The sequence below is a fragment of the Pseudomonas sp. FP215 genome (assembly GCF_030687795.1).
In the GTDB taxonomy this organism is placed as follows: domain Bacteria; phylum Pseudomonadota; class Gammaproteobacteria; order Pseudomonadales; family Pseudomonadaceae; genus Aquipseudomonas; species Aquipseudomonas salmasensis.
This window is the reverse complement of sequence record NZ_CP117447.1, coordinates 6,362,970-6,382,896: the sequence shown is the minus strand read 5'-3', so window position 1 is coordinate 6,382,896 and position 19,927 is coordinate 6,362,970. Positions and strand designations below refer to the sequence as shown.

General features: G+C 61.6%; 18 protein-coding genes. 10 read left to right on the top strand and 8 right to left on the bottom strand.

Annotated features, from left to right (window positions below):
- Positions 1–6 precede the first annotated feature (6 nt).
- The 7 genes from pepP to gcvH all read left to right on the top strand — a co-directional run bounded on the left by pepP (position 7) and on the right by gcvH (position 8,447).
- The gene (gene pepP, locus PSH76_RS29075) at positions 7–1,329 is read left to right on the top strand and encodes a Xaa-Pro aminopeptidase (protein ID WP_003195303.1); all 1,323 of its coding nucleotides are present in this window, start codon (positions 7–9) and stop codon (positions 1,327–1,329) included.
- Complete coding sequence (ubiH, locus tag PSH76_RS29070) at positions 1,326–2,513, top strand: 2-octaprenyl-6-methoxyphenyl hydroxylase (RefSeq protein WP_305493329.1); 1,188 nt, start codon at positions 1,326–1,328, stop codon at positions 2,511–2,513. The genes pepP and ubiH overlap by 4 nt, the downstream gene beginning before the upstream one ends.
- A 60-nt stretch (positions 2,514–2,573) precedes the next feature.
- Positions 2,574–3,791 (top strand): 2-octaprenyl-3-methyl-6-methoxy-1,4-benzoquinol hydroxylase, encoded by a 1,218-nt coding sequence (locus tag PSH76_RS29065; RefSeq protein WP_305494500.1) that lies wholly within the window; start codon positions 2,574–2,576, stop codon positions 3,789–3,791.
- Positions 3,792–3,953: 162 nt separating this feature from the next.
- Entirely contained in the window at positions 3,954–4,958 is a 1,005-nt protein-coding gene (locus PSH76_RS29060; RefSeq protein ID WP_305493328.1) for an extracellular solute-binding protein, read from the top strand.
- Between the two features lie 197 nt (positions 4,959–5,155).
- The gene (locus tag PSH76_RS29055; RefSeq protein ID WP_305493327.1) at positions 5,156–6,772 is read left to right on the top strand and encodes an iron ABC transporter permease; all 1,617 of its coding nucleotides are present in this window, start codon (positions 5,156–5,158) and stop codon (positions 6,770–6,772) included.
- 156 nt (positions 6,773–6,928) lie between these two features.
- Positions 6,929–8,011, top strand: coding sequence for a glycine cleavage system aminomethyltransferase GcvT (gene gcvT, locus PSH76_RS29050; protein WP_305493326.1), 1,083 nt, complete (start codon positions 6,929–6,931; stop codon positions 8,009–8,011).
- A gap of 52 nt (positions 8,012–8,063) precedes the next feature.
- On the top strand, positions 8,064–8,447 hold the full coding sequence (gene gcvH, locus PSH76_RS29045; RefSeq protein ID WP_032894619.1) for a glycine cleavage system protein GcvH: 384 nt from the start codon (positions 8,064–8,066) through the stop codon (positions 8,445–8,447).
- A 130-nt stretch (positions 8,448–8,577) separates the two neighbouring features.
- On the opposite strand, the gene PSH76_RS29040 is transcribed toward gcvH, so the two are convergent.
- From PSH76_RS29040 to PSH76_RS29015, 6 genes are all read right to left on the bottom strand, one after another.
- A complete protein-coding gene (locus PSH76_RS29040; RefSeq protein ID WP_138762029.1) occupies positions 8,578–9,720 on the bottom strand; it encodes a DegT/DnrJ/EryC1/StrS aminotransferase family protein in 1,143 nt (380 codons plus the stop codon).
- Between the two features lie 164 nt (positions 9,721–9,884).
- Positions 9,885–10,199 (bottom strand): DUF2388 domain-containing protein, encoded by a 315-nt coding sequence (locus PSH76_RS29035; protein ID WP_003176799.1) that lies wholly within the window; start codon positions 10,197–10,199, stop codon positions 9,885–9,887.
- 68 nt (positions 10,200–10,267) lie between these two features.
- Positions 10,268–10,714, bottom strand: a complete 447-nt coding sequence (locus PSH76_RS29030; protein WP_098950082.1) for an NfeD family protein — start codon at positions 10,712–10,714, stop codon at positions 10,268–10,270.
- A 10-nt stretch (positions 10,715–10,724) separates the two neighbouring features.
- Positions 10,725–11,645, bottom strand: a complete 921-nt coding sequence (locus PSH76_RS29025) for an SPFH domain-containing protein (RefSeq protein ID WP_003195285.1) — start codon at positions 11,643–11,645, stop codon at positions 10,725–10,727.
- 76 nt (positions 11,646–11,721) lie between these two features.
- On the bottom strand, positions 11,722–13,416 hold the full coding sequence (locus PSH76_RS29020) for a GspE/PulE family protein (protein WP_098950084.1): 1,695 nt from the start codon (positions 13,414–13,416) through the stop codon (positions 11,722–11,724).
- Positions 13,417–13,498: 82 nt separating this feature from the next.
- On the bottom strand, positions 13,499–13,837 hold the full coding sequence (locus PSH76_RS29015) for a hypothetical protein (protein ID WP_032894623.1): 339 nt from the start codon (positions 13,835–13,837) through the stop codon (positions 13,499–13,501).
- Positions 13,838–13,964: 127 nt separating this feature from the next.
- Between PSH76_RS29015 and PSH76_RS29010 the strand changes: the two genes are divergently transcribed.
- Positions 13,965–14,438: an Lrp/AsnC family transcriptional regulator gene (locus PSH76_RS29010; protein ID WP_056783155.1), complete on the top strand. Its 474-nt coding sequence runs from the start codon at positions 13,965–13,967 to the stop codon at positions 14,436–14,438.
- Between the two features lie 106 nt (positions 14,439–14,544).
- Here the strand turns inward: PSH76_RS29010 and PSH76_RS29000 are convergent, their stop codons facing one another.
- A complete protein-coding gene (locus PSH76_RS29000; RefSeq protein WP_305493325.1) occupies positions 14,545–15,912 on the bottom strand; it encodes an inorganic triphosphatase in 1,368 nt (455 codons plus the stop codon).
- A gap of 158 nt (positions 15,913–16,070) precedes the next feature.
- Here PSH76_RS29000 and argE point away from each other — a divergent pair, with 158 nt between their 5' ends.
- Both argE and argA read left to right on the top strand, forming a co-directional pair.
- Complete coding sequence (gene argE, locus PSH76_RS28995; RefSeq protein ID WP_278918598.1) at positions 16,071–17,219, top strand: acetylornithine deacetylase; 1,149 nt, start codon at positions 16,071–16,073, stop codon at positions 17,217–17,219.
- Between the two features lie 133 nt (positions 17,220–17,352).
- Complete coding sequence (argA, locus tag PSH76_RS28990; protein ID WP_003195273.1) at positions 17,353–18,651, top strand: amino-acid N-acetyltransferase; 1,299 nt, start codon at positions 17,353–17,355, stop codon at positions 18,649–18,651.
- A gap of 133 nt (positions 18,652–18,784) precedes the next feature.
- On the opposite strand, the gene tauA is transcribed toward argA, so the two are convergent.
- Entirely contained in the window at positions 18,785–19,771 is a 987-nt protein-coding gene (gene tauA, locus PSH76_RS28985) for a taurine ABC transporter substrate-binding protein (protein WP_305493324.1), read from the bottom strand.
- Positions 19,772–19,927 lie beyond the last annotated feature (156 nt).

Sequence of the window (19,927 nt, the reverse complement as noted above, 5' to 3'; positions counted from 1 at the left end):
CTGCCCATGATCCATATCCCCAAAGCGGAATACACCCGGCGTCGCAAGGCGCTCATGGCGCAGATGGAACCCAACAGCATCGCGATCCTGCCGGCCGCCGCCGTGGCCATCCGCAACCGCGATGTCGAGCATGTCTACCGCCAGGACAGCGACTTCCAGTACCTGAGCGGTTTCCCCGAGCCCGAAGCGGTGATCGTGCTGATGCCCGGTCGCCAGCACGGCGAGTACGTGCTGTTCTGCCGCGAGCGCAATGCCGAGCGCGAATTGTGGGACGGCCTGCGTGCCGGCACCGAGGGCGCGATCCGCGACTTTGGCGCTGACGACGCATTCCCCATTACCGATATTGACGACATCCTGCCCGGCCTGATCGAAGGTCGCGACCGCGTGTACTCTGCCATGGGCAGCAATGCCGAGTTCGACCGGCATGTGATGGAGTGGATCAACGTGATCCGCTCCAAAGCGCACCTGGGCGCCCAGCCGCCGAACGAATTCGTTGCCCTGGATCATTTGCTTCACGATATGCGCCTGTATAAATCGGCGGCAGAAGTGAGGGTGATGCGCGAGGCGGCGCGAATTTCCTGTGCAGCCCATGTGCGGGCGATGCAGGCCAGCCGTGCCGGTTTGCATGAGTTCAGCCTGGAAGCCGAACTGGATTACGAGTTCCGCAAGGGCGGCGCGAAAATGCCGGCCTATGGCTCCATCGTCGCCGCCGGGCGCAACAGCTGCATCCTGCATTACCAGCAGAATGACGCGGTGCTCAAGGACGGCGATCTGGTGCTGATCGACGCCGGGTGTGAGATCGACTGCTACGCCAGCGACATCACCCGTACCTGGCCGGTCAATGGCAAGTTTTCGCCCGAGCAAAAGGCGATCTACGAGATTGTGCTGGCCTCCCAGGAAGCCGCCTTCAAGCAGATCGCGCCGAACAAACATTGGAACCAGGCCCACGAGGCGACCGTGCAGGTCATCACCGCCGGCCTGGTGAAGCTGGGGTTGTTGCAAGGTGACGTTGACGAGTTGATCGCCAGCGAAGCCTACCGCGCCTTCTACATGCACCGTGCTGGTCACTGGCTGGGCATGGATGTGCATGATGTGGGCGAGTACAAAGTGGGCGGTGAATGGCGCGTGCTGGAAGTGGGCATGGCCTTGACCGTGGAGCCGGGCATCTATATTTCCCCGGACAACCAGAACGTGGCAAAGAAATGGCGCGGCATTGGCGTGCGCATCGAGGACGACGTGGTAGTGACCAAGCAAGGCTGTGAAATCCTGACCGGCGGGGTGCCCAAGACCGTTGCCGAGATCGAAGCGTTGATGGCGGCTGCCCGATGAGCCGGGTTCACCTGGCGATTATCGGCGGCGGCTTGGTGGGCGCCAGCCTGGCTCTGGCATTGCAAGCGGGGGCCAAGGCTCGGGGCTGGAAGATCGTGCTGATCGAACCCTTTGCAGCGGGCGACAGCTACCAGCCGAGCTACGATGCGCGCTCTTCTGCGCTGTCGTTTGGCGCACGCCAGATTTACCAGCGGCTGGGCCTGTGGCAAGCCATTTCCCGGCGTGCAGAGCCTATCAAGCAGATCCACGTGTCGGACCGTGGGCGTTTCTCCACCGCGCGTTTGTCCGCGATGGAGGAGGGCGTGCCGGCCCTGGGGTATGTGGTGGAAAACGCCTGGCTCGGCCAATGCCTGTGGCAAGGCTTGGACAAGGAGGTGGTCAGCTGGCGTTGCCCGGCAGAAGTCACGCGCATGGAGCCGCTGCCCAATGGCTATCGCCTGACCCTCAACGATGAAACCGTGCTGGAATGCGACCTGGCGGTACTGGCCGATGGCGGCCGCTCCGGCTTGCGTGAGCAATTGGGCATTGGCGTGAAAACCCGGCCCTACAACCAGAGCGCGCTGATCGCCAACATCACCCCGAGCGAAGTCCACAATGGCGAGGCGTTCGAGCGCTTTACCGATGAAGGCCCGATGGCCTTGCTGCCGTTGCCAGACAACCGGTGCGCGCTGGTCTGGACCCGCATCGGCATGGACGCCCAGCGCCTGGCCAGCCTCGACGAACGTAGCTTCCTGAGCGAGTTGCAGGGCGTGTTCGGGTATCGCCTGGGCACCCTCAAGCAAGTGGGCGCGCGTCACCTGTACCCGTTGACCCTGGTGGAAGCCGAAGAACAAGTGCGCTCACACCTGGCGGTCCTCGGCAATGCCGCCCACAGCCTGCACCCGATTGCCGGGCAGGGGTTCAACCTGTCCCTGCGCGATGCCAATGCCTTGGCCGAAGCCCTGTTAGCCGGGCCGGCGGTGCCGGGTGACCTGGCGACGTTGCAAGGCTATCGCGAGCGTCAGCGCCTGGACCAGCAACTCACCGTAGGCTTCTCCGACCAGGTCACGCGCCTGTTCGGCAGTGCTCAGCCGTTGATGGCGCTGGGCCGCAATATGGGCTTGCTCGGCCTCGACCTGTTGCCCCCGGCCAAACGCTGGTTCGCCCGTCAGGCCATGGGCTTGGGCACGCGTTCCGATGTTTGAAGCGGACCACACCTTTACTTGCGGCCTGTGCCGCACACGAGACAAGGCTTGAATATGGACATGCGCGCAGATGTGCTGATTGTCGGGGCCGGAATGGTCGGAAGCGCCCTGGCGCTGGCGTTACAGGGCAGTGGCCTGCAGGTGCTGCTGCTCGACGGCAGCCCATTGAGCGTCAAGCCGTTTGAGCCGGCTGCGGCGTTTGAACCGCGGGTGAGCGCATTGTCGGCGGCCAGCCAGCGCATTCTTGAGCGCCTGGGTGTGTGGGACGGCATCGTCTCGCGGCGTGCCAGCCCCTACGGCGAAATGCAGGTATGGGACGGCAGCGGCACCGGGCAGATCCACTTTTCGGCGGCCAGTGTGCATGCCGAGGTGCTTGGGCATATCGTCGAAAACCGCGTGGTGCAGGATGCCTTGCTCGATCGTCTGCATGACTGCGACCTCGGCCTGCTCGCCAACTCACGCCTGGAACAGATGCGCCGCTCTGGCGATGACTGGTTGCTGACCCTGGCCGACGGCCGCAAGCTGCGTGCACCGCTGGTGGTGGCCGCCGACGGTGCCAACTCCGCCGTACGCCGCCTGACCGGTACACCTACCCGCGAATGGGATTACCTGCATAACGCCATCGTCACCAGCGTGCGCAGCAGTCAGCCGCACCAGCGCACCGCGTGGCAACGCTTCACCGACACCGGCCCGCTGGCGTTCCTGCCGCTGGTACGCGATGGGCAGGAAGACTGGTGCTCGATTGTCTGGTCGACCACGCCCGCTGAGTCCGAGCGCCTGATGGCGCTGGATGATGAACGCTTCTGCCGCGAACTGGAACGTGCCTTCGAAGGGCGCCTGGGCACCGTGGTCTGTGCTGACCCGCGTGTGTGCGTACCGTTGCGCCAGCGCCATGCCAAACGCTATGTGGCCGAAGGCTTGGCGTTGATCGGCGACGCCGCCCACGTCATCCACCCGTTGGCGGGGCAGGGCGTCAACCTGGGCTTCCTCGATGCGGCCGTGCTGGCCGAAGTGCTGTTGGCAGCGACCGAGCGCGGCGAGCGCCTGGCCGATGTGAAAGTGCTGAGCCGTTATGAGCGACGTCGTATGCCCCACAACCTGGCGCTGATGGCGGCAATGGAAGGTTTTGAGCGCTTGTTCCAGGCCGATCAACTGCCGCTGCGCTGGTTGCGCAACGCGGGTTTGAAAATCGTCGACCAGATGCCCGAAGCCAAGGCAGTGTTCGTGCGCCAGGCACTCGGATTGACGGGCGATCTCCCCGAACTCGCTAAACCCTGACCTGACAATACAACCCTCTGTGGGAGCCGGGTTTGCCCGCGATGAGGCCGTCAGCGCCAGCGCATATTCTGGCTGTGCAACATCTGGTAACGCCTCCACCAAGCGTTACCAAATGTGAGTCCTTATCATTTGCCCTCCATTTGCAAATGAGAGACCGCACCCATGTTGGCACCCAAGCGCCTCCTGACTGCCCTGGCACTCACCCTGATCGGCAGCACCACCGTGCAGGCGGCCGACGAAGTCGTGGTCTACTCCTCGCGTATCGACGAGCTGATCAAGCCCGTGTTCGACGCCTACACCAAAAAGACCGGTGTGCAGGTCAAGTTCATCACCGACAAGGAAGCCCCGTTGATGCAGCGCATCAAGGCCGAGGGCGAGAACGCCACTGCCGACCTGCTGCTCACCGTTGACGCCGGCAACCTCTGGCAGGCCGAACAGATGGGCATCCTGCAACCGTTCACCTCGCCTGTCATCGACAAGAACATTCCTTTGCAATATCGCTCATCGGCCCACGCCTGGACCGGTTTGAGCTTGCGTGCGCGAACGATCGCCTACTCCACCGACCGGGTAAAGCCGGGCGACCTGACCACCTACGAAGCCCTGGCCGACAAGCAGTGGGAAGGCCGTCTGTGCCTGCGCACGGCGAAAAAAGTCTACAACCAGTCGCTGACCGCCACGTTGATCGAAACCCATGGCGCGGCCAAGACCGAAGAAATCATCAAGGGTTGGGTGAATAACCTCTCCACCGACGTGTTCTCCGATGACATCGCCGTGCTGGAGGCCATCAACGCCGGGCAATGCGACGTGGGTATCGTCAACACCTATTACTACGGTCGCCTGCACAAGCAGAAGCCAGACCTGGCGGTGAAGTTGTTCTGGCCCAACCAGGGCGACCGCGGTGTGCACGTGAACCTGTCCGGCATTGGCCTGACCCAGTACGCGCCGCACCCGGAAGCGGCCAAGGCGCTGGTGGAGTGGATGACCACGCCTGAGGCACAGCAGATCTTCGCCGACGTCAACCAGGAGTTCCCGGCCAACCCGGCGGTACCGCCATCGGCGGAAGTGGCGACCTGGGGCAAGTTCGTGGCCGATACCTTGCCGGTTGAAGTGGCAGGCAAGCGCCAGGCCGAGGCGATTCGCCTGATGGATCGCGCTGGCTGGAACTGAGTACAATTTGTAGGGGCAAGCTCTAATACCTGTAGGAGCGAGCTTGCTCGCGAAAAACTCACAGACACCGCGTTTATTCAGGAAGCACGCGTTATCGTTGACGTTTTTCGCGAGCAAGCTCGCTCCTACAGGCATCAGGGCCTTCCCACACTGTTTTTTGTCTGCCTTCAGATAGCTTGTTTACAGAGAGTTTGCTCTTGGCCCACCCCGCCCAACGTCGCTGGTACCTGCCGGTCTTCAGCGTCGCCGCCCTGGTGCTGTTGCCGCTGAGCGTGCTGCTGCTGTCCTGGCAAAGCATTGACCCCCAGATCTGGGCGCACCTCTGGGACACTCAGATGCCCCGCTTGCTGGGCAACACCTTGACCCTGGTGCTCGGTGTCGGCCTGGGTGTGACGCTGCTGGGCGTCAGCCTGGCCTGGCTGACCAGCCTGTGCGAATTCCCCGGGCGGCGCTGGCTCGACTGGGCACTGATGTTGCCCTTTGCAATCCCTGCCTATGTGCTGGCCTTCGTGTTCGTGGGCCTGCTGGATTTTGCCGGGCCGGTGCAAACCCTGCTGCGCGAGTGGTTCGGCACCGGGCTGCGTTTGCCACGGGTGCGCTCCACCGGCGGCGTGGTCATCGTATTGGTGCTGGTGTTCTATCCCTATGTCTACCTGCTGGCGCGCAGCGCATTCCTGGCCCAGGGCAAAGGCTTGATGGAAGCGGCGCGGGTACTGGGGCAATCGCCATGGCAAGCGTTCTGGCGCGTGGCTTTGCCAATGGCGCGCCCAGCGATTGGTGCCGGTGTGGCCCTGGCGTTGATGGAGACACTCGCGGATTTTGGCGCGGTCTCGGTGTTCAACTTCGACACCTTCACCACCGCTATCTATAAAACCTGGTACGGCTTTTTCAGCCTGTCCAGCGCCGCGCAACTGGCCAGCCTGCTGCTGCTGGTAGTGATGCTGGTGCTGTATGGCGAACGGCGCGCGCGCGGGGCCAGCCGACCGAGCAATGAGCGCCCACGGGGCAAGGCGTTGTACCACTTGCGCGGATTCAAGGCCGTGGCGGCCAGCGCCTGGTGCGGTCTGGTCTTCGCCTGCGCGTTCGTGATTCCGATGCTGCAACTGGTGGCGTGGTTCTGGCAGCGTGGCCGCTTCGACCTGGATGAGCGTTACACCGGGCTAATCATCCATACCCTCTACCTGGGCGGGATCGCAGCCCTGATCACGGTCAGCGTGGCGCTGATACTGGCCTTTGCCAATCGTCTGGCGCCGACCCGCGCGATTCGCTCCGGTATCAGCCTGGCCAATGTCGGCTATGCCTTGCCGGGCTCGGTGCTGGCGGTGTCGATCATGCTGGCGTTCAGTTACCTGGACCGCGAGCTGGTGGTGCCGGTCTCCGGCTGGTTGGGCGGGGCGGGCAAGCCTTTGCTGTTGGGCAGCCTGTCGGCACTGGTGCTGGCGTATCTGGTGCGGTTCCTGGCGGTGGCCTACGGGCCGCTGGAAAACAGCCTGGCGCGCATCCGTCCGTCATTGCCCGAAGCGGCACGCAGCCTTGGGGTGAGCGGCCCACGACTGTTTTGCAAAGTGTATCTGCCGTTATTGCTGCCGGGCGCGTTGAGCGCAGCGCTGCTGGTGTTCGTGGATGTGCTCAAGGAAATGCCGGCCACCTTGCTGATGCGCCCGTTTGGCTGGGACACCCTGGCGGTGCGGATCTTTGAAATGACCAGTGAAGGCGAATGGGCGCGGGCGTCTTTGCCGGCGCTGACCCTGGTGCTGGTCGGCTTGTTGCCGGTCATCGGGCTGATCCGCCGCTCGGCTCGGCAAATCGGTTAGGTGCCAGTCCTACGGCTTGAGGCTACAATGCGCGGCATTCGGTGCGCTCCGTCTTTCGGATCGACCTGCTGTATGTGGCTGCGGGCCTTGTAATACAAGGTGTTCGGCGCAAGTGGCAGCTCTGCGCGCCTTCGCCAAGCCCGGAAGGAGAAACCCATGGGACAGCGTACGCCTCTGTATGACCTGCATCTCGCCCTCGGCGCGAAAATGGTCGATTTTGGCGGTTGGGATATGCCTTTGCATTACGGTTCGCAAGTTGAAGAACACCATCAGGTGCGACGCGACTGCGGGGTCTTCGATGTATCTCATATGACCGTGATCGATGTCACCGGCCTCCAGGCCAAGGAATGGCTCCAGTACCTGCTGGCCAATGATGTCGACCGACTGCACGGCTGTGGCCGAGCGTTGTACAGCGCCATGCTCAACGAGCAGGGCGGGGTGGTGGATGACATGATCGTCTACCGCACCGAAACCGGTTACCGCCTGGTGGTCAACGCCGCCACGCGCGATCAGGACATGGCCTGGATGCAGGCGCAACTGGGCAGCTACTCAGTGCACCTGCATGAGCGCTCCGAGTTGGCCATGCTCGCCATCCAAGGCCCCCACGCCCGGCAGAAAATCGCCGAACTGGTGACCCAGTCCCGTGGCATCCTGATCCATCAGCTCAAACCGTTCGAAGGCCGGGCCGACGGCGACTGGTATATCGCCCGCACCGGCTATACCGGCGAAGACGGCCTCGAAATCGTGCTGCCGGCCGATCAGGCTCCGGGCTTTTTCAACGACCTGGTAGGCGCTGGCATTTCCCCCATCGGCCTCGGTGCGCGCGACACCTTGCGCCTGGAGGCCGGCATGAACCTGTATGGCCAGGATATTCACCAGGACGTCTCACCCCTGGCGGCCAACATGGCTTGGAGCATCGCCTGGGAACCTGTCGAGCGTAACTTCATTGGCCGCGCCGCGCTGGAAGCAGAAAAAGCAGCCGGCGTGCAGTTCAAACTGGTGGGGCTCGTACTCGAAGAACGGGGTGTGCTGCGTGCTCATCAGGTGGTTCGTATCGCCAATGTTGGCGAAGGAGAGATCACCAGTGGTAGTTTCTCGCCTACGCTAAGCAAATCCATTGCACTGGCGCGTGTGCCGACGGCGACTGCCGACCGGGCCGAAGTGGAAATCCGCGGCAAGTGGTATCCGGTTCGAGTGGTCAAGCCGACCTTCGTGCGCCATGGCAAAACCTTGATCTAACCAATTCCGGCAGGCCAAAGGCCGCTGACATTTCATCTTGAGGACACAGACTATGAGCAATATCCCTGCCGACCTGCGTTTTGCCGAAAGTCACGAATGGGCCCGTCTGGAAGCTGACGGCACCGTGACCGTCGGGATCTCCGACCATGCACAGGAAGCTTTGGGTGATGTGGTGTTTGTTGAGTTGGCGGAAGTGGGTGCCAATTTTGAAGCGCAAGGCCAGGCGGGTGTGGTTGAGTCGGTGAAAGCAGCCTCGGATATCTACTCGCCGGTTGCCGGCGAAGTGATTGCTGTCAACGAAGAGCTGAGTGGCAGCCCTGAGCTGCTGAACTCGGACCCGTACGGCGCCTGGATCTTCAAGCTCAAGCCAAGCGACAAGGCCGACTTGGACAAGTTGCTGGATGCCGCCGGCTACAAAGCCGCCATCGGCGAATAAACCCCATAGTTGCAACGACACAAATCAATGTGGGAGCTGGCTTGCCTGCGATTGGATCACCCGGGTATCACCGATACACCGAGGTGCCAGCATCGCAGGCAAGCCAGCTCCCACAGTTGATTTGTTGTGATCAGTCTCTTTTCAATACAGCTTTAACCGCCGCAACAGCCCGCTCCACATCCGCCTCTGTCATCGCCGTGAACATCGGCAACGACACGATCAAACGCCCAACACGCTCCGCCACCGGGAACATGCCTTCCTTGAAACCCTGTGCCCGATACAGGCTCAGCAGGTGGATCGGCGGGTAGTGGTAGCCGATACCCACCCCGTGGGCCTGCATCTGCTCCATGAACGTTGCACGGGCCGGCAGGCCATCCTGGCGCTCTGGCAACACCAGTTGGAACAGGTGCCAGTTGCTGTTTTCGAAGTCGGCCGGCGGCAGTTGCGCGCCGTATTGGGCTTCGAAATCGCTGCCCAAGCATTTGAAGTAGTGACGTGCCAGGTTCTGACGATGGGTGGTGATCTTCTCGATGTGTGCGAATTGCCCCAGGCCGATGGCGGCGGCAATGTCGGTCATGTTGAACTTGCCCCCCAGCACATCCACATCCAGGCCATCGAAGCCGCTGCGGGTGACGCCTTGCAGGCGGTACTTCTCGGCCAGACGGGCCTCCTCGGCATTGTTCAACACCAGGCAGCCGCCTTCGGACGACGTGATGTTCTTGTTCGCCTGGAAGCTGAAAGACACGAAGTCGCCGGTTGCGCCGATACGCTCCCCATCCCAGCTGGAACCCAGGGCCTGGGCAGCATCTTCGACAATGCGCAGGTTGTACTTGTTGGCCAGCGCGTAGAGCATCGGCATATCCAGGGGCAAGCCGGCCAGGTAGACCGGGATGATCGCCTTGGTGCGCGGGGTAATGGCGGCTTCCACCTGGGCCAGGTCGATATTGCGTGTCACCGGGTCGATGTCGGCAAAAACCGGAGTGGCGCCGACTTCGAGAATCACGTTGGCCGTGGCAACCCAGGAGATTGGCGTGGTGATGACTTCATCCCCAGGCCCGATCCCGGCGATGCGCAAGGCGATCTCCATGGTGCAGGTGCCCGAGTTGAAGGTGCGCACCGGACGGCCGCCAAAATACTCCGACAACTGTGCTTCGAACGCCTGCACCTTTGGCCCGCTGGTGATCCAGCCGGAACGCAGAACATCGCCGACCGCCGCGATGGTGGCTTCATCAATGGTCGGTTTGGAAAACGGCAGGAAAGGCTGTTGGCTCATGACGAAGAAGGCATCCGTTTCAGGTAGGCGATGAAAAATACACGTGTCAGTGGGGCATGGTTGCACGCTGAGACTGAATATAGCCTGTCATCCATGAACGATTCGTCATGCCGCAGGCAAAAAAATGCCGCTTGAAAAAGCGGCATTTTTTATGAGGGCAGTTATTACTCGGTGACAGCATTCTTCGCCAGAATGGCGTTAGCCAGTTCCATGTCCGTGGCTTGGAGGCCAGGGTTGTCGGCGCGGACCTTCTGCATCGCCGCTTCCAGGTACGGGCCGCGAATGCCGCCGTCGCTGGCGACGAAGCTGCCTGCGTCGTCCTGGGCCGCGACCACCAGCTTGTGGTCCTTGAACGTCAGGTAAGTCGAGCCAGTGGTGGCGCCCGACGAGATGACATTACGCCAGAAGCTATCGGCCATGGCTGAGCCGACAGGTAGGGAAAGCACAGCGAGGGTTGCGACAGCATATTTGAGACGCATGATGGGTGACTCCGGTGGGTTATCTGTACGTTTTGATTGTAGTTAACCCGATCCAGTTCCATCACTGACTAAACAGTTTCAACCTTTAAAATCACCCCATCCTGCCCAACCACGCGGACTTGAGCGCCCACGGGGGCGTCGGCACCGGTGACCATCCACACCCCATCGCCGACTTTGACCTTGCCGCGACCATCCACAATGGCTTGATGCACCACGAAAATGCGCCCCACCAGCTCTGAACCGCGCTCGTTCAACCCCGGTTGATCACTGGCCTTGGCACTGCTGCGCTGGCGTTTCCACCAGTACACGGCGGTCAGTATCGACAACATCGCAAACAGCAGCAGTTGCCATTCCAGCCCAAGCGGTGGGAACACGAACTTGATCACGCCCACGGCAGCGGCGGCGATGCCCATCCAGAGCAGGTAGCCTCCGGCACCGAACACCTCGAGAATCAACAGCACGGTGCCCAGTGCCAACCAGTCCCAGAACGACAAATGCAGCAAAAAGTCCCACATGGTGTTGGCCTCAGCCTTTCTGGTTGCCGAAGGTTGCCTTGACGATTTCGCCGATACCGCCCACGGCGCCAATCACCTGGCTGGCTTCCAGGGGCATCAGGATGACCTTGCTGTTGTTGGCCGACGCAAGCTTGCCCAGAGCGTCGATGTATTTTTGCGCGACGAAGTAGTTCACCGCCTGCACGTTGCCCGACGCAATGGCTTCGGACACCACTTGTGTTGCCCGCGCTTCGGCTTCGGCCTGACGCTCACGTGCCTCGGATTCCAGGAACGCGGCCTGACGACTACCTTCGGCCTCGAGGATCTGCGCCTGCTTCTTGCCTTCCGCTGTCAGGATCGCCGACGCCCGCAGGCCCTCTGCTTCGAGGATCTGTGCACGCTTGATTCGCTCGGCTTTCATCTGGCCGGACATGGCGGCCATCAGGTCGGCGGGCGGGCTGATGTCCTTGATCTCGATACGGGTGATCTTGATGCCCCATGGCGCGGTGGCTTCATCCACGGTGCGCAGGAGTTTCTCGTTGATGCCATCACGCTGGCTCAGCATGGCGTCCAGCTCCATGGAGCCGAGTACGGTACGGATATTGGTCTGCAGCAGGTTGCGGATAGCATGTTCGAGGTTGTTGACCTCATAGGCGGCCTGGGCGGTGTTGACCACCTGGAAGAAGCACACGGCATCGATCTGCACGGTGGCATTGTCGGCGGTGATGACTTCTTGAGGCGGGATATCCAGCACGCTTTCCATCACGTTGATCTTGCGACCGATTCGGTCCATGACCGGGATGATGATATTCAGGCCGGGTTTCAAGGTGTTGGTGTAGCGGCCGAAACGCTCGACGGTCCATTGGTAGCCCTGGGGCACCACTTTGAAGCCCATGAACAGGATGGCGATGGCCAAGCCCACGAAAAGAAGCAGTACGGTTCCGATCTGCATAGCGATTCCCTATCTGAAGGTGTCAGTGAACGACATTAGGCCGATTGTAACGGTCTGGTCACGGATAAAGACGGTTTCATGGCCCCGCAAACAAAGGATTTGTTTCTGAATCCCCTGGCGTGACCCGTAATACCTCCGTCATCGTGGTCAGCCCGGCCTTCACTTTCTCGATGCCGGCCATGCGCAGGCTGCTCATGCCCTGCGCCAGTGCACCACGGCGCAGGGCTTGTACGTCCGCACCGGGTGTGACCAGCGCCTGAAGGGCTGGGTCCATGAGCATGATTTCATACAGCCCAGCCCGGCCTTGATAACCGCTGTCACGGCATTGCGCACAGCCGACAGCATCAAAGCCGCCAGCGTCCTCCTGGCCCACGGGGCGCTTGCAGTGGCTGCACAGAACCCGCACCAGGCGCTGCGCCATCACGCCTATGAGCGTGGCTTTGATCAAATAGTGAGCAATGCCCAGCTCCTCTAGGCGGCTGATGGCGCTGGGCGCATCGTTGGTGTGCAGGGTCGAGAGCACCAGATGCCCGGTCAGCGCGGCCTGGATAGCCATCTCTGCGGTTTCCTGGTCGCGGATTTCGCCGATCATGATGATGTCCGGGTCCTGGCGCAGCAGGGCGCGGATGCCGCTGGCGAAGGTGAGGTCGATGTTGTGCTGGACCTGCATCTGGTTGAAGGCCGGCTCGACCATTTCAATCGGGTCTTCCACCGTGCACAGGTTGACCTCGCGGGTCGCCAGTTGCCTGAGGGTGGTGTAGAGGGTGCTGGTCTTGCCTGAGCCGGTGGGGCCGGTGACGAGGATGATGCCGTGGGTGCGTCGCGTCATGGCGTGCCAGCGTTGCTGGTCGGCGTTGGACAAACCCAACTGGTCAAAATCCTTGAGCAGCACCTGCGGGTCAAAAATTCGCATCACCAGCTTTTCGCCGAATGCCGTGGGCAGGGTCGAAAGCCGTAATTCCACCTCGATACCCGCAGGGTTTCGGGTCTTGACGCGGCCATCCTGGGGTTTGCGTTTCTCGGCCACGTTCATGCGCCCCAGGCTTTTGAGGCGGCTGACCACGGCCATGGTGACCTGCGGGGGAAATTGATAGACGTCATGCAGCAGCCCATCAATGCGAAAGCGCACCCGGCCCTGGTCGCGGCCGGGCTCAATATGGATATCGCTGGCCCGTTGGCCAAAGGCGTATTGCAGCAGCCAGTCGACGATGTTGACGATATGCGCGTCGTTGGCATCGGGCTCCTTGTCACTGGCGCCGAGGCTGAGCAAGTCGACATTGCCAGGCGCCGTCATCTTTTGATCCGCACCGCTGACGGACTTGGCCAAGCGGTAAAACTCGTTGATACAGCGTTGGATATCCTGGGGGTTGGCAACCACGCGCTTGATCGTGCGTTTAAGCACCTGGGACAGCCCGGCTTCCCAGGCGGTGATATGGGGTTGGGCACTGGCGACCGTTACGCTGCGGGCATCCACGGCGACTGCAAGAATGCCGTGGCGCTGGGCGAAGGCGTGGGACATCAAGGGCACCACGGCCGCCACGTCGATCTTCAACGGGTCGATGCGCAGGTAAGGCTGGCCGACCTGGCGGGCCAGCCATTGGGTCAAGGTCTCCAGGCAAGGGCCCTGGGCTGCGATGCATTCCAGGGGATGCTGGCTGCCGGACGCTGGCGCAACCTTTTGCGCCACCTGCGCCGTGATCAGCCCTTGCTCGACCAACGCCGGCAACAATTGCTGCAGTTCCAAGGGGTGATCGTGAGCGGCGACGGACATGCAGGTTTTCCTGGGCGGCTTGGGGTGTAATCCCAGGCTAGCCAACCGCTGAAGATCTGGCGTGCGCGTGTATTGCAGGTTTTTACTGCGCCATCGCCGCCAGCGCTTGGGGCCGCTCGGAATCAGCCGACCACAGCTCCAGGGTGCAGACGCTGATCAGGTTTCGAATCTTTTCACCGATCACCTGGGCGCGGTGCCAGCTCAGGCCGGTCATCACGATATCGATGCTCAGCAGGTCGGCTTCCCGGTTCACGCTGACCTGGGTGGGCGTGAGCAATTGCAGCGCGAAGTAGTTGAGCACCCGGCACAGCACGTCCGGTTCGGCCTCGGCGACGATGTGATAGTGCGCCTGGCAGTGGCTGCTATTGGCCGCCCACGCATCGACGCGGGTGGCAGGGTAGGCGGTTTCGACGGCGTGCATGCTGACTCTCCAAATTCGACTGGAGGAATTTTTACATTCGCCTCGGGAGATTTCTTATCTAAGATGAGCCTGTTTGGCGATAAATCGACTCAATCAATTCAAGATCAGCCTATTAACAGGTACGTTTATGCACAGTGAGTTGGACGCCTACGACCGCCGCATCCTGGCCTTGCTGCAAGAGGATGCCTCGCTCTCCAGCGCACAGATTGCCGAGCAGGTCGGCCTGTCGCAGTCGCCGTGCTGGCGGCGCATTCAGCGGCTCAAGGAAGAGGGCGTGATCCGCGGCCAGGTCACCCTGCTGGACCGCAAGAAAATCGGGCTCAACACGCAGATTTTCGCCGAGGTCAAACTCAACGCTCACGGTCGCTCCAATTTCACCGAGTTCACCGAGGCGATTCGCGGGTTTCCGGAAGTGTTGGAGTGTTATGTGCTGATGGGGGCGGTGGATTTTCTGCTGCGTATCGTCACCTCGGATATCGAGGCGTATGAGCGGTTTTTCTTCGAGAAGTTGTCGATGGTGCCGGGGATTCAGGAGGTCAACTCGATTGTGGCGCTGTCGGAGATCAAGTCCACCACCAGCCTGCCAGTATTGCGCTTGTAGGAGCGAGCTTGCTCGCGAAGAACGTTAACGATAACGCGGGAAGCCTGGCTCCCCACATCGCTCTCGGGTTTTTCGCGAGCAAGCTCGCTCCTACAGGTAGAGGGACTTACAGGCGCAGCAGGGTCTTCCAGGCACGATTCTGATACACCGCAATCGCCTGGTGCATACGCGCATCCAGGGATTCATCGGTAATCGGCTGGTTGGCCAGGTGCGCCAGCTTGTTCAGCTCGCCGTACAAGCGGTCCAGTTCAGGAATGTCCACCACGTGGCGCGCATGGTGCAGCCAGGCCTGGATGCGTTCGATGCGCGGCAGTTGCTCGGCAAGATCTTCCGGCTGCTGCTGGTAGCGCTGCAGTTGCAGGGCGACGGCGTCGTCGGCCAACAGGCGTGGCAGCCAGTTGGTGATTTGCGCAGCGCCCTGGCGGTTGCCACGCACGTTACGTTCGGCTGTCCAGGTGCGGGCCAGCAACCAGCGCGAGAGGTTGAGTGAGAACAGGCCCCAGCGCACGTCTTGCAGCTCTTCGATGAACTGTTCCGGCGCGGCTTTGCGAATGTCTTCATCGTCGTCACCGGCCTGGACCAGCGGGCGCCAGTCTTCCAGCAACGCATCCAGGGTGCTGCGCAGTTCGCTGGTGGATTGGCGCGGCGCGGCCTGGCCGAGGCTGCCGATCAGGGCGCGCAATTCACCGAGGTTCTCGACCCAGTCTTGCAGCAGGCGCCAGTGGCCGTTGAAGTGGTACTGCTCGGCGAGGCGCTGGCTGCTGCCCAGCAGGTGCCACAAGATCGCGGCGAAGGCATCGTCCAATGGCATTTCGGCGTGGATCTGTGGCGCCGGCAGGCTCAGGGAGTAGCTGCTGGCGTCATACAGGCGGTAGCCGCGTTCGGCCTTGCTGATGTCGCACGGCATCAGGGCCAGGGTCGCGGCCAGTTCGGCAGCCAGCTCCAGCAGGGCTGCCGGTTCGCCTTCGCGCAGTTCCAGTTCCAGCTCGCAGATTTCTTCTTTCTGCTTGCCGACCACCACGTGGCCCAGGTCCAGGGCGGCTTCGATCACCACCTTGGCCTTGCCGCGGCCCCAGGCGATTTCGGCGCGTTCACGCACGAAGTCGGTGGTGAAGATCGGCTTGAGGGTCTTTTTGTCCAGCTCGGCCAGTTGCTCGGGCCAGCACTCGCCATCGAGTTTCTTCACATCGAGCTTGGCTTTGGGCAGGTCCCAGTTGTATTCGTTGCGTTCCGACAAGCCGGCGACGCTTTGGCCACGGGTCTTGAGGGTCTGGATGATGTCGTCACCGTCCTTGCGCAGGCGCAGGGCAACCTTGGCCTGGGCCAGGTCACGCTCGGGGGTGTCGAAGTACTGGTTCATCAACTCACGGCGTTCCCAGCCACTTTTGTTGCGTTTTTTCAGTAACGGGTGCTCACGCAGCGCGGCGAGTGTTTCGCGGCTGACGCGTAGCTTGATTTCGGTTTCTTTCTGCATGGCCGGAAAATCCAGGATCGGGAGCGCAGCCGGGGAAAAGTGTGGCTGCCAAGGTCGTGCAGTGTACAGGACTGAGCCCGGCAACGCGCCGCAACGGTTTATTGTGTTGCGCAGATGCCTCTATAGTGAGGTTCATCCGGGAAGTTGGGAGACCGCGCATGCCGTTACCGTCCATGAAAGAGCAGTTCGCCGCCTTGATCGCCGCACCGTCGGTGAGTTGCACCCAGGCGTCTCTCGACCAGAGCAACCGCCCGGTGATCGACCTGCTCGCCGCTTGGCTGGGCGACCTGGGCTTCGCCATCGATATCCAACACGTCAGCCCCGGCAAATTCAACCTGTTGGCCAGCTTCGGCAGCGGCCCTGGTGGCCTGGTACTGGCGGGGCATAGCGATACCGTGCCCTATGACGCGGCGTTGTGGAAAACCGACCCGCTCAAGCTAACGGAAGTCGATGGCCGCTGGGTAGGGCTGGGCAGTTGTGACATGAAGGGTTTCTTCGCCTTGGTCATCGAAGCGGTGTTGCCGCTGCTCGACCAACCCTTCAAGCAACCGCTGTTGATCCTCGCCACCTGTGACGAGGAAAGCTCCATGTCCGGTGCCCGTGCGCTGGCCGAGGCGGGGTGCCCGCTGGGTCGCGCAGCGGTGATCGGCGAGCCGACCGGGCTCAAGCCGATCCGCCTGCACAAAGGCGTGATGATGGAGCGCATCGACATCCTCGGGCGCAGCGGCCACTCGTCGGACCCCAGCCTGGGCCACAGCGCCCTGGAAGCCATGCATGACGCCATCGGCGAACTGCGGGGCCTGCGCCTGGCGTGGCAGCGCGAGTACCGCAACGCACAATTCAGCGTGCCGCAGCCGACCATGAACTTCGGCTGCATTCACGGCGGCGACAACCCCAACCGCATCTGCGGCCAATGCTCCCTGGAATTCGACCTGCGACCTCTGCCGGGGATGGACCCCGAAGTGCTGCGCGCAGCCATCCGCCAGAAGCTCGAACCCGTGGCCGAGCGGCATAAGGTCAAGATCGACTACGCGCCGTTGTTCCCCGCAGTGCCACCCTTTGAGCAGCCCGAAGACGCCGAGCTGGTGCGGGTGGCGGAACGTTTGACCGGTCATCGTGCCGAAGCAGTAGCGTTCGGCACCGAAGCGCCTTATCTTCAGCGCCTCGGTTGCGAAACCCTGGTGCTCGGGCCTGGCGACATTGCCTGCGCCCACCAGCCGGGCGAATACCTTGAAATGTCACGCTTGACGCCTACAGTGCGTCTATTGCGGGAACTGATCGAACACTACTGCCTGAAACCTGCATAAATTTACCCCTGCCCATTCGTACATAAGGAGAGTGAGCGTGTCGCCAAGCCTGTTCCGACGATAACCATCAGCCGCTGTGCGCTTTCACGATTGATCCTTTATTTGGCTGCTTTTTATTACAGGCCCAGGTGTTATGCCCGAATACGTCAACTGGCTTCGTCACGCTTCGCCCTACATCAACGCCCACCGCGACTGCACCTTTGTGGTCATGCTGCCCGGCGATGGTGTGGACCACCCCAACTTCGGCAATATCGTCCACGACCTGGTGCTGCTCCACAGCCTGGGTGTGCGCCTGGTGCTCGTGCACGGCTCGCGCCCGCAAATCGAAACCCGCCTTGAAGCACGCGGCCTTACCCCGGCTTACCACGAAGGCTTGCGCATCACCGATGCCGCGACGCTGGAGTGTGTGATCGACGCGGTGGGCCATCTGCGCATCGCCATCGAGGCGCGCTTGTCCATGGACATGGCGTCCTCGCCGATGCAGGGCTCGCGCCTGCGTGTGGCCAGCGGCAACCTGGTTACCGCACGGCCAATCGGCGTGCTTGAAGGCGTGGACTACCACCACACCGGCGAAGTGCGCCGGGTCGATCGCAAGGGTATCAACCGCCTGTTGGACGAACGCTCCATCGTGCTGCTGTCGCCCCTGGGGTATTCGCCCACCGGCGAGATCTTCAACCTGGCTTGCGAAGACGTCGCCACCCGCGCCGCCATCGACTTGGGCGCCGACAAGTTGCTGCTGTTCGGTGCCGATCCTGGTCTGATTGATGAGAACGGCCGCCTGGTGCGTGAATTGCGCCCACAACAAGTGCCTGCGCACTTGCAACGCTTGGGCAGCAACTATCAAGCCGAACTGCTCGATGCTGCTGCCGAAGCCTGCCGCGGTGGAGTAGGGCGCAGCCATATCGTCAGCTACGCCGAAGATGGCGCCTTGCTCACCGAGCTGTTTACCCGCGACGGCGGCGGTACGCTGGTGGCCCAGGAACAATTCGAACTGGTGCGCGAAGCGGCGATTGAAGACGTCGGCGGTTTGCTGGATCTGATCAGCCCGCTGGAAGAGCAGGGCATTCTGGTGCGCCGCTCGCGGGAAGTGCTGGAGCGTGAGATCGAGCAGTTCAGCGTGGTCGAGCGCGAAGGCATGATCATCGCGTGCGCAGCGCTGTATCAGATCGCGGATTCGGATGCGGGCGAGCTGGCGTGCCTGGCAGTGAACCCGGAGTACCGCCACGGCGCGCGCGGCGATGTGTTGCTTGAGCGTATCCAGACCCGGGCACGCGCCCAGGGCTTGAAAACCCTCTTTGTACTCACCACCCGTACGGCACACTGGTTTCGCGAACGCGGCTTTGTGCCGAGCAGCGTGGATCGCCTGCCTTCGGCGCGTGCGTCGCTGTACAACTATCAGCGCAACTCCAAGATCTTCGAAAAGGCTCTGTAACCCCGGCCCTTAAGAATGCTGCAGATCAAAATGTGGGAGCGGGCTTGCTCGCGAAAGCGCAGTGTCAGTCAATACATCAATGACTGAACCACCGCCTTCGCGAGCAAGCCCGCTCCCACACTGGACCGCGCTTTTATTCTGTGACGAATTTATCGGTCACATAGGCCGAATAATCCGGCAGCACCGTCTCCACCTTCCCCTGTTCCTTCAAGAACTTCGCCGTCTCCCCAATCGCCTTCGCCGTGCCGCCCTTGAGCAACGCAGCGGTTTGCTGTGCCTGCGCATCCGGAAACGTTGTGCCCGCCAACAGCTCCGAAATGTCGTCGGCATTGGAACCTGTCAATTTGGCGATTTTCTGCACCGGCTCCGAATCCACCGTCCAGCTGTCTTTGTGGGCGGCATAGTCGGCAAAGGCATCCAGGGTGACCTTGGCAAACTTGGCCACGACGTCAGGATGTTTTTGCGCAAAATCCTTGCGCGCCACCCACACCTCAAACGTCGGCGCGCCCCATTGGCCCACCTGCGCCGCGTCTGTGAGGGTTTTGCCGGTCTTGCGGATTTCGCCCAGGGCCGGCGACCACACGAAAGCCCCATCAATATCACCACGCTTCCAGGCAGCGGCGATTTCGGCCGGTTGCAGGTTCACCACTTTGACTTGCTGGGTGTTCAGCCCCCAGTGTTTCAGCGCGCCGAGCAGGCTGTAATGTGAAGTCGAGACGAACGGGGTGGCGATGGTTTTGCCGATCAGGTCCTGGGGTTTGTCGATGCCACTGCCGTTGCGCACCACCAGGGCTTCAGAAGCGTTGATCTGTGCCGATACGATAAACGCCACAATCGGCAGGTTGCGCGACGCCGCCGCCGCAAGCGGGCTGGAGCCGAGATTACCGATTTGTACATCACCCGAAGCGATGGCTGTGACCACCTCTGGCCCGCTGTTGAAGCGGCGCCAGGCGATTTTTTCGCCAATGGCTTTTTCGTAGAGGCCGTCGGCCTGGGGAACCTTGCTGGGATCGATGCCGGTCTGGTAGCCCACCGTCAGGTCGGCGGCGTTGACACCAAAAGAAAGTAATAGCGATACAAAAACTGTAACAAATTGACGGGAGGATGTGCGTTTGGCCATGATGGCGTCGCCTTTTTGATCGTGAGTGACGTATGCAACCGTACGGCAACACTAATCGATCTAAAAAAGCACCAGTAAATACCCTTTAGGAATTAGCTTATGGAGCGGCGCGTCTATCCTGACCGGCCAGCTTCACGGAAAGACTTATTCCTGGAT